Origin of the sequence: Acinetobacter sp. YH16053 (genome assembly GCF_013417035.1) — a bacterium.
Lineage (GTDB): Bacteria > Pseudomonadota > Gammaproteobacteria > Pseudomonadales > Moraxellaceae > Acinetobacter > Acinetobacter towneri.
Genome location: NZ_VPEP01000010.1, coordinates 64975 through 82423, shown reverse-complemented (window position 1 = coordinate 82423; position 17449 = coordinate 64975). Strand labels below are relative to the sequence as shown.

The window sequence follows — 17449 nt, the reverse complement described above, 5'->3', positions numbered from 1 at the left end:
AAAACCAGATGCGCCCCTGGGCGTTGGGACGTAAGAACTGGTTATTTGCAGGTTCGCTGCGCAGCGGTCAGCGAGCAGCCAATATTATGACATTAATCCAGTCAGCAAAGCTGAATGGGCTGGATCCCTATGCCTATTTAAGTGATGTGCTGAAAAGGTTGCCGACACATAAAGTGACTCAGATTGAAGAATTGCTACCACACCGCTGGAAACCTAAATCGAATTAAAAAATAGGCATGGGGTTCAGCGGACGCTTACCAAATCAGGCCCATATGTTATACTTGAACTAACTTATGATGAATGGAGGCTTCTTAATGATTGATATCCTAACTTTGAACCGTTAGTTTAATACGTTCAAAGGCTCTGCTTATGCTCAGAGTATTAGGATAAATCTGTCTTCTTATAGGAAACCTTTATTATACGGTTATAGTAAAAAGGCGGAGAGGAATCTTCCTCTTTTTTATTTTAAAGGGAGATCTCCCATGACACTTCGTAGAAAAGGGTACATCAATGAATTTGATGGCTTATTTGTGATACCAACAATCGGATTAATCCTGTTGAAATTTTATATTTCTATATTTAGAGCATAGGCAGATTGCCTGTGCTCTTTATTTTGTTTGTTTTAAATTGGTATTGAATGATACCAATATTACATGATTAATGGAGGAGATTATTTATGACATTTAATAACAATGAAAATACACGTGTGTGGTTTATTACAGGTGCAAGCAGTGGACTAGGATACGAATTCACAAAAAAAGCATTGGAGTCAGGAGAGAAGGTTGTTGGTGTTGCTAGAAATATTGAAAAACTGAATGAGTTAAAATGCCAGTTTGAAGGAATGTTACTTCCTTTAAGTCTTGATGTTACTGATAGAAGTGCTGTTTCGACTACAGTGGAAACTGCCATTAAACATTTTGGAAGACTCGATATTGTCATTAACAATGCAGGGAATATGGTAATGGGAATGATTGAAGAATTTAGTGAAGATGAAGTTAGAAGCCAAATGGAAACTAATTTCTTCGGTACAGTATGGGTAAGTCAAGCTGTTATGCCGTACTTGCGGGCACAAGAATCAGGTCATATTATCCAGATATCTAGTATTGGTGGACTGATTAGTGGTCCAATGTCGGGAATCTATAGCGCTAGTAAATTTGCTTTAGAAGGATTTAGCGAGGCTTTAGCACAAGAAGCTGCACATTTTGGTATAAAAGTATCTATCGTAGAACCTGGAGGTTACTGGACGAATCTATACTTAAAAATGAGTTTTACTACACAGAAAAAAGAGTATGATTCATTACGTGAAAAGTTGGCCCAACAATATTCAAACGAATCGGTGGATAGTGATCCTAAGTTAGCCGCCGAAGCTATAATGAAACTGGTTAATAGTGAGAATCCGCCTCTCCGATTAGTTCTGGGAAGCCTTGTATATGATTTAGCTGTTGAAAATGCAGAAAAACGTATATTTACATGGAAAGAGTGGGAATCAGTCAGTCGTTCTTCGGAACATGGGATTCCTGCACCAGAAGGATACCGTTGAATTTGATCTGACCAGCGATAAGGACACTGATCTTGAGGTTACAGACATTAATATCCCTCCTTTTGTGAAGTTGAATGATTTCCAATATGGAGGGGGAATTACCCAACGCTACAAAATCAAAAACACTAAATTAAAAACAAAGAATAAATCCTCAATACGCCTTCTTACAGTTGAATTTCCACAGACATTGCTAATTAAGCTGTACTCATTAATGACACCACCAGAAGGGTTATTACCGTCAAAATTGGGTGTTTGGGAATGGAGACAAACTTTCTATAACAAAATGACTGGGGAGAGTTACTTTTGCTCATGTTTTAAAGATGCCCTCACCAAAGAATATGTAGGTTTAGTAAGGAAACACGCCCATCTTGCGAATGCGTTAGAAAATAATTCCTTTAAAGAATCGATCTGTCACATTTGCACAAAAACGAATTCCGATTTGATGTATTCCCACAATATGTATAGTTCATCCTTCAAAGCAAGATATGGGGCATACATCACTAAGCATTCCATACAGGAAAGTATTAGTGAAAGGGATGCAGAGAACTACATTAGAGAGTTAAAAGGTGTAGCTAGAATAGGTGAAAGATGGGTAAATGAAACATTGTTGTTCAACTACATTAATTTGTTATTCCCTCAATTCACAGTTCAAAGAGAAGCATCACCCACCTGGTTAAATAGACAAAGATTTGATGTGTATATACCTGAGCTAAATTTAGCTATCGAATACCAAGGGCAACAACACTATGTAGCTGTTGATCTATTTGGTGGAGAAGAAGGTTTAAAAAGAACAAAACAAAGAGATAAGGAAAAGCTCCAACTCAGTAAAATTAATGGTGTTGATATTATCTACTTTAGCTACAAAGAGAATTTAACTGAAAAATTAGTACAAAATCGATTGAAGAAGTACCTTAAAGAGTATGAATAACAGGTTCTATATACTCTCAACTAGAAATATATTTACTAGGCCTTTTTATTTGTTTTTTCTGTAGAAAAGAAAATTACAGAACCATCTAAAAGCGTGTCACAACAAAAAAGCGTGTCACAACAAATATATAAATTGTTTAAATACAATCGCTTATTTATTTTTATTGATTGACATGCTATCTGACGTGCTATTGACACGCTTTTTTCCATGTCAGTAAAAGCGAATCCAGAAAAAAAAATGCGTGTCAACATAGCATGTCATTAAATTAAATTCATTTAAGTATATGATATATATATAATTATATTAATAATTTATGACATGCTATTTTTTAGCAAGTCATATATATTTTTTGTTATAAATTAGTAGTTTATGTACTTTATTGACATGCTATTTTATTTTATTTAATCAATTTTTTTATTGACTCTACAATGGTTCATTTCTACTTTTTTTGCTTTCCTAATCTACCCCATTTTTCTATACAAATAGAAAGTATTATTAAGTATATGATTTATATACATATATTATTTCCATAATATGTATCACCCTCGGCATGTGGAGAGCCATTATTAGGAAACCTTTTTATTAATAATATTATTATTTTTCATGTATTTAATTTACTTTCCAATATTTTATAAACTTAGGAATATTTGTAGAGTAGAAAAGATAGTACAGTTTTTGTACTACCCTTCCTTTTCTCTTTAATTATTTATCTTTTTTTGCTTTGATTACATTCAGCTTTCGATCATTCAATTCATCAAACGCCTCTTTTCCTATCACTTTTTTACACTTGTCTAAGACCAGGTTTCTAATAAAAGCATTGATCGAAATATCTTCTTTTTGAGAAAGACTTTCTACAGCAGCTTGAACCGTACCGGGTTTGTCGGAGAGTCAATATTCTGAGAGACTACCCCCGATGACAAAATTAAAATACACCCCTGAAATCAGAGATAGAGCGGTTCAATTATTGATTGAATCTGAAAAAGATTATCCTTCTACTTGGGCTGCAATCACAGCAATTGCGCCTAAGATTGGTTGTACTCCTGAAACACTTCGTGCCTGGCATCAAAAGCATTTAGATCAGCAAAATCCAGTTAAAGTACAGCAGCTTTCAGACCAAGAACGTATCAAACAACTCGAACGCGAAAATAAAGAAATAAAGAACTGCAACGCGCCAATGAGATTCTACGTAAAGCAGCCGCTTTTTTCGCCCAGGCGGAGCTCGACCGCCCACACAAATAATGGTGGATTTCATCCATAACAATAAAGATCGATATGGTGTTGATGCGATTTGTAGGATTTTACCGATCGCAGCTTCAACCTATTACCGAACTTTAGATCTCGCTGACAATCCAGAACATCGAGCGAAACGAGATCTACATGATGAGTATCATGCTGAACAAATTCAACGAATTTGGAAAGAAAGTTCAGGTCGATATGGTGTGCGTAAGGTCTGGCAACAATTGAAACGTGAAGGTTATGTTATCGCACGTTGTACAGTTGCTCGATTGATGCAGAAGCTAGGTATACAAGGTGTCTGGCGTGGTAAGAATAAACAAACCACCCGTAGCCGAGATGATCAAAAACGAGCAGCTGACTTAGTGAAACGGAATTTTAGTGCAGATCAGCCCGACCACCTTACGAAACAGTGTTTCTCAGGTCACTGATTTTACGTATATTCAAACCCATTCAGGCTGGGTCTATACCGCCTTTATTATTGATGAGTTCTCACGAGCAATTGTTGGATGGAAAGTATCGACACGGATGAATACAGATATGGTGCTCGATGCATTAGAGCAAGCATTACATGATCGAGGTATACCCAAGAATGTGATTCATCATTCCGACAGAGGTGTGCAATATCTTTCCATTCGTTATACCAATCGTTTAGAAGCAGCAAATTTACGAGCTTCAGTCGGTACAACTGGTGATTCATACGATAATGCTTTGGCTGAAACGGTGAATGGCTTATACAAAACAGAGGTGATTGAATATTTAAAAGCAGATTGGCGTGGTTTAGCAGATGTACAACTTGCGACATTAAACTGGGTAGATTGGTTCAATAAAGAGCGTGTACATAGTGCACTGGGTTATGTGTCACCTGTTGATTTTGAAGCAATGTACTATGATAAAATTAATCCGTTAGGTCAGGTAGCCTAACTTAAATAAAGTCTCCGACAAACCCGGTACGGTTCAGGTTGATTTATCCAATAGCCTGCAATTAGTTGAATATTCTTATCTAAATATAAAATTTTCACTGAGCAGCACTTAAATAATCTCCCCACCACTGCATCATTTCAGTTCGTTGAATTAAATAATCCGCATGATTATAGCTAGCACGTGTACGATTCTTATCAATATGCGAAAGTTGAGCCTCAATCCAATTATCTTGGAACAATCCTGAGTCATTCAAAATAGTACTGAAGGTAGAACGTAATCCATGGGAGGAAAGTTGATGTTTTCCATACCCCATCTTACGTATAGCCATATTTAATGTATTAAAATGAATCGGGTGATCCTGCTTTCGCGGACTAGCAAAAATGAATTTTTCACCCAATGACCATTGCATCGCATCTTTTAAGATCTCTAACGCCTGATCTGAAAGTGGAACTAAAAAATCTGGAATTTCATGTCCTAGGATAACTTTACGTCGAAACTGTTTAATATGTAAGGCTGGAATTCTCCAAATTTTATCTTTTATATCAAAATGATGAGGTTCAGCCATTAACAACTCTGCCCCTCGCACGCCAGTATATAATTTAAACATGAGTGCTTTTTTAATAATGGGATGTGCATCCAACTTTTTTAATTTATGCATAAAATCTGAGATGTCTTCAGCTTTTAAATAAGGATAGTTCTTCTTGATTTTATTGTTAACAGCAATTTTATTTAAACCATGCGCGATATTATATTCACAATAGCCCATTGCTACAGCATAGTCAAAAATTTGGTTCAAATAACTACAAGCTTTTTTGACAGGTTCTTTAACTTGACGTGACTCTATTTTTCTAATTATTGAAACTAGGTCATAGCGCTTAATATCTTGAAAAGGGATATCCTGAAGAACTGGATAAATATCATGCTGTAAACATTTTTCTGCTAACTGGAGAACACCACAGCGTGGTAAATCATTGAATGCATTTTTAAGTTTGAACTGTAGCCACTCCTCTGCTACCTGATGAAAAGTAATTAAATTAGAAACAGTTTCATTTTCAAAACAGAAATTATTATCTCTAAAATCATCCCTGACTTGTCGTGCCTTTTTCAGGGATAAATCAGGATAAAGCCCTAACTGAATTCGGCGGCGTTTCTTGGTTTTTGGATCTGTATATCGATAACTCCAAGACTTCCTTCCATTTGGTTCAATTTTTAGACTAAGTCCATCTTCATCCGATAAAAAACAAGTTTTTTCCTTGCAATGAGCTTGGCGAACTTTAATTTCAGTAAGACTCATGAGATTTGAATGAAACCTATCAATGGACTGATCAAATTAATTATACCAAAATAGAAGGACTTTCATATGATGCGTAGACTACGCATCATATAGATTTGTAAAGTATTGTTTTATAAATTTATTATTCAATATACTTTAATTTTAGTAACCAGTAGGAGTACCACTTCTTTTTTAGTTCTCAAATATCACGTTTTTTTTGACGCAATGATTCTATCTCGGACTTCGTCAGCTGTTTTACGAGAGATGAGGATATACTTTACCTCCCACTCTGTGAGCCTTTCAACGTCTCACGGCTCTATTTAATGTTATTGAATAATCAATGGATACCAGTAAAGCCTTTTAGGTCTGCTATTGTTTCTAATACAATAGTCTCCACGATCAAGGATTGGACTCAATGCATATTCCAGCATAAACCTACCACCTATTCCTATTCGCACCCTACCACTCATTCCTATTCCAAATCGGCCACTTAGGGTTTATTCAGTAATAGAATTTAAAGGCTTTATTGCCCAAACCTATATTCTTAAAAGCTTATTCAGCAATATAATTCTTAGATAAATTGCATATTCTTATCGTAAAGGACACTGATTCTTCTTTCATTTGGACAGTTACTATGAATTCACTTCCGTCCTAATAATCTGCCCCAAAAGCTTTTTGGCTTCCGATTCGGATCGGCTTTGTTGCACAAATACCTAAGAATATGATTTTATTAAATTTATTCTTAGGTTGAAATTTTCACAAACCTTTAAAAATCAGTGCCTTGCAAAATGTTTATGCAACAAAGCCTATTTAAATCGGCAACTTGAACATATTGATAAGTTAATAAATAATCACATAGATCAAGATCCAACATTGAAACAGGATTTGAAATTACTGCAAACTATTCCTTCAATCGGTGAACGATCAGGCTTATTACTGTTGGGGTTATTTCATTCGCACAAGTTTGAAAAAGCAAGTCAAGCTGCTGCATATGTAGGTTTGGTTCCAGTACATCAGTTGTCTGGCAGTTCAGTCAACAAGCAAAGTCACTTATCAAAAGCAGGTGACAGTAAAATACGCTCAGTATTGTATATGTCGGCATTAACAGCGATTAAATATAATCCACACATTGAAGCTTTATATCAACGATTATTAAGCCAGGGTAAAAATAAAATGTGTGCTTTAGGTGCTGCAATGCGCAAGCTTATACATCTGTGTTATGGCGTTTTAAAACATCAGACTGCCTATCGAAGAGATTATTTAGTGGTCGAATAATCTCAAAACCTGATTGACTACCAAGACGGTATCTCAGGTCCCGAATTTATCAGTCACGAATTTGTGCGCTGGGCTACTGAGCACGGTATTCGTATTGAATATATTCAACCGGGTAAGCCACAGCAGAATGCGTATATTGAACACTATAATCGGACCATACGTTATAGTTGGCTGAGCAAGCATTTATTTGATACTTTGGATGAAGTACAAGATTATGCAACAAACTGGTTGTGGCATTACAACCATGAAAGACCACATCAAGCTAACAAAGGAAAGCCACCTCTAATGGCTGCTTAACCTCTACTTTTAACTTCGGTTATTTATTGAAGGATTACCTTAAAAACTATTAATGTAGCTCCATTTTAAATAAAGAACCGCTTTTTTATTCAAAATAGGGTAGGAACGACTTTAACTAAATCAGTAAGGAATACTTAATGAAATATATCTAATCTCACCTATATTGTTATATGAAATATATATTGTAAATGGAATATCTTCAATTTTCCATTTTTGGCTTCTAACCACGCCATCATCATTCTTAATAAATAATGGCACTCCTAATATATTTTCAATTTCAGCTTTATTCATTGAAAATTTTAAATTAAATGGCAGTTCTTGTTTATATTGAGAAAAGCCTTCCACACCATCATTATAAAAAAATATAGTCGTTAAGTATATTTTTTCACCAGTTATGGGTTTGTCCTCCTGATTTAAATAAAAAGACTCATCAGTAAATATAAAACCCAATCCCTCATCATATTTACTAATATAAAAATTATACTCATCCAATAAATCACCATCTTCATCATAAATTGGTAATTTAATTTCCTCTTGACTTTTCACAAATTGATTTTTAACAAAAAAATCAACTAATTTTTCATCAATATTTGACTTACCCAACAGTGATATTAAATGATCAATAAACTTATTTGTCATTCTTTCTCGCCTCCTCATCCATAATATTTTTCAAAAATTTATCATAATCAGCATTATTTTTACAGCTCAATGTAGTACATGCTTCTTGCAACTTTGTAACGTACTCAGGCGTTAATTTTTTTGCATTATCTATCATTGCCTCAGAATCCCTAATTTGTGCTGCTTGTAAATCATTTGCATCATTTTCAATGAGTCCTTTATTATTTTTTCCTGCATAGGTTGGACCTGCGGCATGCACCTCATTTGGTACAGTTACACTCATTCCTTCATTAATAATACGATTTTTCTCTGCTTGAGTTAAGGGCGCTTCCTTTAAGTCTTCAGCTCTCTTTAATAATGCAGCTTTAGACGGCTGATGATCTCTAGCCACGGTTCCATCTCCAGTGACTTTCTTTTGATTTCCATAATTATCAACCCATCCCACATCAAGAGATTGCTTTTGATTTATTTCAATATCAGCATCTTTCCCCTTAGTGACACCTTTACCTACTCCAGCACCTACAACTCCAGCCACAGCATTAATTAAATATTCTGCACCTTGTTTATTTTTTTCAATTTCATTTGCAAATTTCAATTCATCTAATTTATTTTCAGATGTTGAGGCTTCAATTTCTTTAACTTTCTCTGAATTAGTCCAATTATTAATCGTATTTGAATTGGTAACATGAGCGGCGGCAGTTAATGATGTCGCCAGCGCATCAAATCCTTGAGCTATTTCAGCTCCTACCGCACTATCTAAAGCTAAAGATTTTCCTGTCTCAATTGCTAAACGGACTGGGCCTGAAATCATTAGTCCTACCGCAAGTTGAACAGTACCTAAATCAACTCCAGTATCTTCACTAATCTGCTTTATATTATTTCCTAAATCAGCAATATTGCTTAATATCGTCATACCAACTGTGGTTTGGGTCGTAACTTTTGTCTCAATGTCAGTTCCTTTCGCATAAATTACTTCTTGTTCATTTACGCCTATTTTAGGTTGTTTAAAAATCGTTTCTAAACCAACACCAGATTGAGCTAATGTATCTAGTTGACTCTGAATTTCACTAAACTCTTTTGCTGCATAGAAAAAATCTAATTTAGAAAATAAAGCTTCAACTTCTTTTGGCTCTATCCCTCGTTTGAGCAATTCACTTGCAACTTTGTCACCAACTACACCCGTTTCTTTATATTCACTTGGTAAATTGTAAAGCCTTGCCTGAATATTATTTAGTGTTTGTAAAGCCTTATCTTTATACTCACCCGCTGGTAAGGCTTGTGCTAAATTTTCTGCACTTTGACGGAAATTCTCTGGCAAATCCTTCTGTTCTTGAATAATCTCCTGTCGTCCAGCTTCTGTCAGTAATCGATGATCAATCGTTACTGAACCATCCAGCATACCTGTGGTCTGATCACGAGTAATTTCTTGGGTATTGTTGATATCACGGTTGGTGGTATCTTTCACATTCGTCACAGTACCTTGACCTAAGGTTGCCTTGGTCAGTTGTTCTGTTTCTTGCCCGCTGCTATTGATACCAATGGTCGTTGAACCTTTTGGAGCTGTAGAAGCTTCTTTAGTTCCCTTTTGTGGAATACCAATACTGGTCGATACATTAATTTCAAAAATTAAAATCCTTTAACGTCTTTCCTTTTTCATCCAATAATTTATATACAAAATCAGGTTCAATTTTTAAAAATAACTCAATAACATCATGAATTTTCCAACCATGTATTTCTGGATGATCAATGATTGAAATTAAATGTTCTTTTAAAAATGGAATATATTCTTTGAAGTCCTCATCGATTATTAAACCAAATAAAGAATCTATTCCAAAAGGTTGAGTATTAGCAAGCTCTATTATTTTGACAATATATGGAAACAATTTTTTTCTTGTTAAGGTACCTAGACCATGGTCAGATTTATCAGCCCAATAACGAATAAATGCTCTAAGAACATGTTGCAATGTATCATCATAACCATTTAGCCTATGATCAATAAAACCATTTAATTTATTGTTTTCAAATAATGCAGTTAAAGCATTAAAACCATAATCATCTCCCCAAAATGTCAACAATTTAGCAGCTTGGAATACAATATAGTCATCCGAATTTGTTAATAATTCTCTTAACTGTTCTATACGGCTAACTGAAATATCTTCAGCATCTAAGTCCTCTGCTATATCTGTATAATTGACACTATCAGGAATCTCATTTAATAAGTCTATAATCTTCTGTTCCAACTCTATACTCCTTACAAACTATTTCTTTATGTATTCTGATGGAACACAACCTTTGATTAAGCATTCCCCATCTCTAATAGCATGATTCAAATCTTTATTTGCATCTCTTAATTTATCTCGATTTTTTTTACTAGGATTACGATCATATTTCGCCTGAGCTGCATCGACTTTAGATTGTAATTCCTTTCTAACTTCGGTATGTGTCACAATCTGACTACCAGAAATCTTACCTGCATCAATATCTTCCTGCAATCGCTTCGTATCAATCTTAATTTGCTCACCACCATAATTTTTAGAATCAATAGCTATTGCTGGATCACTTGTTGAAATGTATGGTGTATTCTCAGAATTACCACCTCTAATATGAGATTGAACAGATCCTGTTCCTTCAGGGTTTGCAGCAACCAAATCACCTTTGTCATTTATGTAAGCTTTTGGTTTACCTTTATAATTTTCTGTAGCAGAAAAATCATGATCATTACGAGTAACATAATCAGGAACAGTAGGTTTTACTGATATTTCATCACTATTTTTAGCTTTTCCTTTCCCTGAAATTAGTGTCTCAGCAGCTATACCAACAATAAAAGTAGCACCTAGCTTTGCATTTTGCAGTGATTCCGCATAATTAAGACTTCGTTGAAAATCATCATCGCTTAGTCCAAGCTGTTTCAACTCACTAATTTTTTCAGACCGACTCCAATCATCATATAGACCATCTGAAAGTCCGTAGAGTGATTTTACTAAATGATCTGATACCGCATTTGTAGCATAATCAATATATTCTCCACTAAATTGATTAACTATATATCCTGCTGTTGCTTTTACAGGCCCTCCTAACAACACGCTAGCAGCAAGTTGTATTTTTTCAATGTCAACACCACTATCTACAGAAATTTTTTCTATATTTTTACTAATTTCTGCTGCCGCATGTAAAAATTTAAAACCTAGTAAATCCGTTTCTTTTACAGCAAGAGAACTATCTGTATTTTCAGCTAATATACTAATTAAGGAGTTTGAGTTGACTATTGGTTGCTCTTTAGAGAGCTCAGAATTAAGAATCTGTTCAATGCCACTACCATTCTGACTCAAAATATCTAATTGTTCTTGGACAGCAGATAATTTTTGAATTGCATACCAATAATTATCTGTATCTATAATCTTTTCGACCTCTTTAATTTCAAGACCATTTTTCAATAGCTCCCCTGCAACTTGCTGCCCATATTCCTCTAAACCCTCAAAATCTGCTGGTAAACTATAAAGTTTTGCTTGTATATTATTTAAACTTTGTAAAGCCTTCTCTTTATATTCTCCCTCAGGCATTTGCTTCACAATATTTTCAGCACTTTGACGGAAATTTTCAGGTAATTCCTTCTGCTCTTGAATAATCTCCGCCCGTCCACTCTTACTCAGTAAACGCTGATCAACCGTCACAGAACCATCCAGCATGCCCGTCACTTGGTCACGAGTAATTTCTTGCGTATTATTAATGTCCCGATTGGTGCTGTCTGAGGCATTTGCAACAGTCCCTTGACCCATCGTTGCCTTAGTCAATTGTTCTGTTTCTTGTCCACTGCTGTTAAGGCCAATGGTGGTTGAACCGTTTGGATATTTGGATTTTTCTCCATCTTTGTTGTTCGTGGTTTTGCCTATCGTCGTTGATACATTAAAACCACTGCTACTGTTGTAGTTATGATCTTCTATGTCTTTCAGCGCAAGTTCGCCTGAATAGTTCAGCTTACCGTGATCCGTTAATGTGCCGTCTTCATTCTTCGTCGCATTGGCAATCACACCACCAATACTGGTAATATTTTTAACACCCATCGCATCTAGATCAGCATCGTTCTGCGCATTGCCAATCAGCAGCTTACTAGTGTCATTTACCCATGCACTGTCAATGCTGCCCTTACTTTGGTTATAGCCAGCGCTGATATTGCTGGCTTTACCGTTAGAACCAAAACCTAAGCCAATATTTCCGCCTTTGCTGCTATTACTGCTAGTCTCTGTATCCTGCAAGCTTTCTACATGGATCTGATTTACTTGTAGATTACCTCGGTCAGCGATAGAAACCTCACCGCCCTGAATATTCAGTTTGTCTATTGCACCTTCAGTACGATTCAGCACAACTTCACTATTTACGTGGGTGAGGCTTTCGTTTTGTGATTGGCTGGTTTGCTTGCCTATTGAAGCACTGCCGCCACCGCCATAGGTATAGCTCACACTTTGGCTATTGGTTTTACTATTGCTGTCCTGTTTACTATGCTCGACGCCTGCAGTCACATTGAGGTCTTTGCTGCCATCAAAGGTCGTGGTGCCTGTTGCATTCACTCGGCTGCCTTGGATATTGATGTCTTGGCCTTCTGATTTAAGCTGAAGGTTATTTAAATCTAAGTTGCTACCTTGCCATTGGCTTTGTTCTGTATTCGTGGTCGTCGTAGTTTCAATCCTTTCACCATTGGCACCAATAGTAAAGCCATAGGTTGCACTGCTTGCAGCCGCAGATGCGGCTGCTGCCCCTACAGCAATCTGTGCACTTGCCACATTGGCCGTTGCCATTGCGACATTGGCTTTGCTGTCATCTAAGGCTCCTTTGGTAATTCGACCCGCTGCATAGTCACGTTGTGCTTGGCTATAATCATCTTTAGCTTTAGATAAGGCTTTAGTTGCATCTGCAACAGCTTCTACCGCTAAGATTGCATCTAAATAGGCATTGCGAATGCCGACTTCTGTACTGATGGTTTCAGTATGAGTCTTTTCTTCTGTGGTGGTTTTATTTTCATAACCGCCTATGTTAAGATTTCCTCGACCATGATCAATGATCGTATCACCTGTCGCTGTGATATTTTGGCCGAGGATATCTACACCTTCTGCACCTTGAATTGTTAAATTTTCAGTATTGATATTGCCTGACTTATGCGTTGTGGCTGTAGTTTTAACGGTATTCTCTGCGTCTTCAAGTACAAAGCCGCCCACTCGAATGCTGTCTTTATTCAGCTTAACCCCAAGACCTTGTACCGTTTCTTTGCTGTTTGACGTAACAGTTTTGTGTTGTTCTTCTGCTGCATCGAGCGTGACTTTTTTGCCCGCTAAGACCGTGTTCTGTGCATCAATGTTGCTACTGGTCAGTGTCGTTTGACCTGCTGAACCCACATAGACATTATTGGCACCAAGATCGGTCCCTGTTTGTGTTCTTTGCTCAGTCCGTGTGCTCGATGATTCTCCGATCGTGATCTTCGGTGCTTTTAATCCCGGAGCTAAAGCCTCAATACCCGCTAAGCCAACAGCAGTCACTTTCATTAAGTCTTTGGCAATGCCACGATAACCTTTTTGGGTTTCATCCCATTGCTGATCATTGGTTTCTAATGTCGTCAGACTGACATTTTCGGGCAGGGCATTACCATCTTTGGATTTTAAACTGCCATCCGCTTGGCGTTCGAATTGTTTATTGCCAATATAAATATTGTCTTGAGCTTGTATATCATTGGCTTGCAGCTCGATATTTTTACCGGCATTGATATCAACATTTTTGCCAGCTTTGAGCTGTGTTTGTGCAACATCTTCGTCGATATATCCTGATTGACGGTTTTTAAATTGAATTGTATTTTTCTTGGCTGTTTCCGTGCTCTTTATATCAGTATCAATATCTGACAAAAGTTTTACATTGCCTTGGTTTGCCGTAATTTGAATGCTGTCTTTCGCACCAGCTTGCAGGTGCGTGGCTTGAATATCTCCTGTTTGGCTATTGATCAGGATATTGCCACCCGATTGGATGTCGGTTGCAATCGATTGACTGGTCGAAGATTGGATTTTTTTATCTGTTGTAGAGAAGCCACCTTTTTCTTGGGCTGCAAGCTGAGAACTGCGTTCATCTCGTCCATTTTCGATCAAGACATTTTGTCCAGCATCAATCACTACATTGCCCGACGTACTGTTCAAGGTGCTGGCTTTAATCTGAGTATTGGCACCACTTTGCAGGGAAATATTTCCTTTCGCCTGAATCTGCGTCCCTACATCTCGACTCGAAGCATTCAGAATCTGATCCTTGTCACCTGCTGAGCTTAAATCACTGCGACTGACATTCACCGTAGAAAGATTCAGGTCTTGTCCCGCTTGGATCGCAATGCTACCTTGGCTTTGTAGATCTGATGCAGTCAGATTGATATTATTCTTGGCATTGGCAACCAGCTGACCATCCGCATCTTGTACATACAGCCCAGCAACACGGCCAATGTTTTCAGCGCTAAATTCACTTAAACCGTGCTTATTTTCAGTTTTAATCGTCGTGGTGATGTTGTTAATGTCTCGGCCCGCATCAAGGGCAAGGATTTGATTGGCGGTCATTGTCCCACCAATATTATTGATATCGGTGTGTGCTGTCGCAAAGACATCTCGACCTTGTATTAAGCCACCCACGTTATTAATGTTATTGGCTTCAAGACTCACCAATTGGCGTCCAGCAATACTGCCTTGGTTGTTTAAATCCCCACTCAGTTTTAAATTGACCGTCTCGCCTGCAATCAAGGCACCTTTGTTGTTTAAGTCCCCCGACTGTACCGCAACATACACTTTCGGTACCAAGACTTGGATTTTTTCGCCATCAACGGTAATGGTTTCTGTCACCAGCCACACCATATCACTGGTCAATCGAGCAATCTGTGCTTCTGAGAGCTTCACTCCAACACTTAAATTAAGATCTTTGGCAGCACTTACCCCAGAATCCATCAAGGCTTTGAATTGATCCTCGAAGTTCGTATAACCATCTAAATAAACTTGACCCGTCAGTTGTGCAATTTGGTCATTGACCAGTTTTTGCTCGTAATAACCATCCCCTAAACGTTTTTGCATATTTTGTGGGTTGGTCGTGAACATTTGCAGCATGTAATCACTGCCTAACCAATTTTTATAATTGGTAAAGGCATCGCTGCTTTCAATCAAAGGGCGGTTATTATTTTCTTTATTAACGCTGTATAAGGATTGCAGCGGTAAGCTGAGTTCTGAGGTATCACCATTTAATGTGCCTTGGTGAGCACCATCATATTTCACCACATCAAGTTTTATTGGCGTTACGATATCAGCTGGATTATAGGGTTTAACACTGTTCCACTTACTTCGTTTACTTGTACCTAATGTATTCCAACCTACATAGTGATACTGTGATGTCCCCGTTTTAATCACACGATGCTCACCCTCAGCATCAATATTATTCACTTCATTTTGTTCAATATTAATGCCTTTCGTCGCTAGAATTTGGCTCTTGTCATTGGTCAGGCTTTGGCCTTTTAGCGTCAGTGTGCCACCTGAAATAATCTCCGCTGGTGCACTGGAATCCACATAGTGTTGGGTTTCGTACTGGTTGTAGATATATCGGGTATAGTCTTCATATTTTTGACCATCCAGATAAATGCTGTCATAACTGCCACGACCTGTAATATGCGATGAATCAAGAATTTCAGCGCTTCCAGCACCTTGATAAGCGGTCACATCTTTGCGGGTTTCTGGTATTTCTTTGACACTTGAACTGAAATGCAAATTTCGGTTGGTCAAAATATCCACGCCTAAGTACATATCACCCACGGATTGAATACGTGCACTGGCATTGTCTAATAATGCGGCAGAGCCTTCTGCCATATGGTTTGCATTGAGTTGTCCACCAACAGTCAGCGCACCTTCGCTGGCAATTAAGGCTTGTTCTCGGTTTTCAATTTTTCCGCCTGCAATATCTAAGCGTTGACGTGCCGCAATCGTGCCTGCTTTGACATCGCCATTGGTTTGCTGTTCTGCATTGAGAAGATGCGCGGCTTGCAGGGCAATATGGTCACCATAGATTTGACCTGTACCCACGTTTTGGATGCCTTGACTGGCATCAATACGAGTTAAACCTTGGCTATTAATGAGGCCGGTATTGTTGACGTTTTCAGCCTGAATGCGTTGATCGCCTAGACTTAATATCTTGCCATTATTGTTTAAATCTTTTGCTTGAAGATTTAAACTCGCTGGGGTGCTATCGACTTTATTTTCTGCAACTACTGCACCGCTATTTTGCAGCTCGCCATTGGCACTGATTTTAATATGCCCGGCTGAAGCAAACACTTGCCCTGCATTGTTAATCCCAACCCCTTGTTCGGTACTGATTAAACTGATTTTGCCCGCATACATTCCGCCTAAGTGACTGGTATCAATGGCAAACTGTGGCACAGTGCCTGCCAACCCCGAAGCCGCCTGTATCGCACCAGCCTGCGGATTAACTTCAATATCATTTTGTCCAGCAACCACCGTCAATTCTTTAGCCCAAATCCCCGCATTGATCTGTGCAGCACGGCTGAGTAACTGGGTATAGTCGGCTTTACTGGCATCCAAGCCCTGACCTGTGATGTTAATCACCCCGTCACGGACTTGATAACCTGTCACTTGTCCATTTTGAATATTCGGATTGGCGGTACTTAAAGTCACCCCACCTGCATTGATAAAACCGCCACCATCGACATTAATCCCAGCTTGGTTGGCAATGATCACATCTGCTTTACGTCCACCGACCTCTACATAGCCATTTAAGTGACTTGGATTGCTGCCGTTCACCTGATTAACAATGACTTTGGCTTCACCGCCTGCAAGCCACGGATTGGCTTGGATATAACCCCCAAGCTGCGTTTGAGTATTTTGGCGGCTGTTATTTAAAATGACACCGTTCTGATTCACATCAAATTGCTGGTAGTGATTCACCGATACCCCAGCTTTGCTTGGGGTTTGAATATTCACCTGCGTTGTGCCATTGGCACTGTTCAATATCGTTGGACGCTGATTGCCTGCCGCATTCGAGTCTGCAACAACATTGCTGTGCGATACACCAATAGATGCATTGATCAGGGCAGTGCCTGTAATCAGCATCAATGAAAATGAAAGAACTTTTAAAGCTAAACTTTTTTCAGAAGCAACGACTGGTGTTTCAAGATCAACCGCTTTATTATTCTGTGTTGAGGCTTGTCCTGCAGCTGCGACATTTTCTGCAACAGCAATCATTTCACCACGGGTTTGACTAAAAATCGTTTTATAGCAGTTCTTATTCATTTTTCAATTACCAATGTGTCTTTATTTGGGAGATTTTTTCGCTTTAATACTACGAGCTC

Annotated in this window: 8 protein-coding genes, 4 pseudogenes and 1 other annotated feature; of the genes and pseudogenes, 6 read left to right on the top strand and 6 right to left on the bottom strand. The window is 37.9% G+C overall.

Going from position 1 to position 17449, the window contains the following annotated elements; genetic code table 11:
• The 4 genes and pseudogenes from FTV43_RS09475 to FTV43_RS09460 form a co-directional block, all read left to right on the top strand.
• Nucleotides 1-227: transposase domain-containing protein (locus tag FTV43_RS09475; protein WP_179995370.1), on the top strand; the 227-nt coding region annotated here is incomplete at its 5' end.
• Between the two features lie 449 nt (nt 228-676).
• Nucleotides 677-1540, top strand: coding sequence for an SDR family oxidoreductase (locus FTV43_RS09470; protein ID WP_154320204.1), 864 nt, complete (start codon nt 677-679; stop codon nt 1538-1540).
• On the top strand, nt 1449-2468 hold the full coding sequence (locus FTV43_RS09465) for a hypothetical protein (protein WP_171501091.1): 1020 nt from the start codon (nt 1449-1451) through the stop codon (nt 2466-2468). The genes FTV43_RS09470 and FTV43_RS09465 overlap by 92 nt, the downstream gene beginning before the upstream one ends.
• A gap of 913 nt (nt 2469-3381) precedes the next feature.
• Nucleotides 3382-4625: pseudogene (locus tag FTV43_RS09460) on the top strand (IS3 family transposase).
• Nucleotides 3665-3781, top strand: a sequence feature (AL1L pseudoknot). (Overlaps the previous pseudogene by 117 nt.)
• A gap of 94 nt (nt 4626-4719) precedes the next feature.
• On the opposite strand, the gene FTV43_RS09455 reads toward FTV43_RS09460, so the two are convergent.
• Together FTV43_RS09455 and FTV43_RS16170 are read right to left on the bottom strand one after the other, a co-directional pair.
• Nucleotides 4720-5919, bottom strand: coding sequence for a tyrosine-type recombinase/integrase (locus tag FTV43_RS09455; protein ID WP_000059656.1), 1200 nt, complete (start codon nt 5917-5919; stop codon nt 4720-4722).
• Nucleotides 5920-6104: 185 nt separating this feature from the next.
• Nucleotides 6105-6206: pseudogene (locus tag FTV43_RS16170) on the bottom strand (recombinase); the annotation flags it as partial.
• Nucleotides 6207-6705: 499 nt separating this feature from the next.
• On the opposite strand from FTV43_RS16170, the pseudogene FTV43_RS09450 reads away from it, so the two are divergent.
• Together FTV43_RS09450 and FTV43_RS09445 are read left to right on the top strand one after the other, a co-directional pair.
• A pseudogene (locus tag FTV43_RS09450) lies at nt 6706-7173 on the top strand (transposase); the annotation flags it as partial.
• A gap of 33 nt (nt 7174-7206) precedes the next feature.
• Nucleotides 7207-7470: pseudogene (locus FTV43_RS09445) on the top strand (integrase core domain-containing protein); the annotation flags it as partial.
• 120 nt (nt 7471-7590) lie between these two features.
• On the opposite strand, the gene FTV43_RS09440 reads toward FTV43_RS09445, so the two are convergent.
• The 4 genes from FTV43_RS09440 to FTV43_RS09425 form a co-directional block, all read right to left on the bottom strand.
• On the bottom strand, nt 7591-8109 hold the full coding sequence (locus tag FTV43_RS09440; protein ID WP_154320120.1) for a hypothetical protein: 519 nt from the start codon (nt 8107-8109) through the stop codon (nt 7591-7593).
• Complete coding sequence (locus FTV43_RS09435; protein ID WP_257224104.1) at nt 8099-9553, bottom strand: hypothetical protein; 1455 nt, start codon at nt 9551-9553, stop codon at nt 8099-8101. The genes FTV43_RS09440 and FTV43_RS09435 overlap by 11 nt, the downstream gene beginning before the upstream one ends.
• Before the next feature lie 154 nt (nt 9554-9707).
• Nucleotides 9708-10328 carry a hypothetical protein gene (locus FTV43_RS09430; protein WP_154320123.1) on the bottom strand — a complete coding sequence of 207 codons (621 nt, stop codon included), beginning with the start codon at nt 10326-10328 and terminating at the stop codon, nt 9708-9710.
• A gap of 18 nt (nt 10329-10346) precedes the next feature.
• Nucleotides 10347-17390, bottom strand: coding sequence for a hemagglutinin repeat-containing protein (locus tag FTV43_RS09425; RefSeq protein WP_167846512.1), 7044 nt, complete (start codon nt 17388-17390; stop codon nt 10347-10349).
• Between the last annotated feature and the right edge of the window lie 59 nt (nt 17391-17449).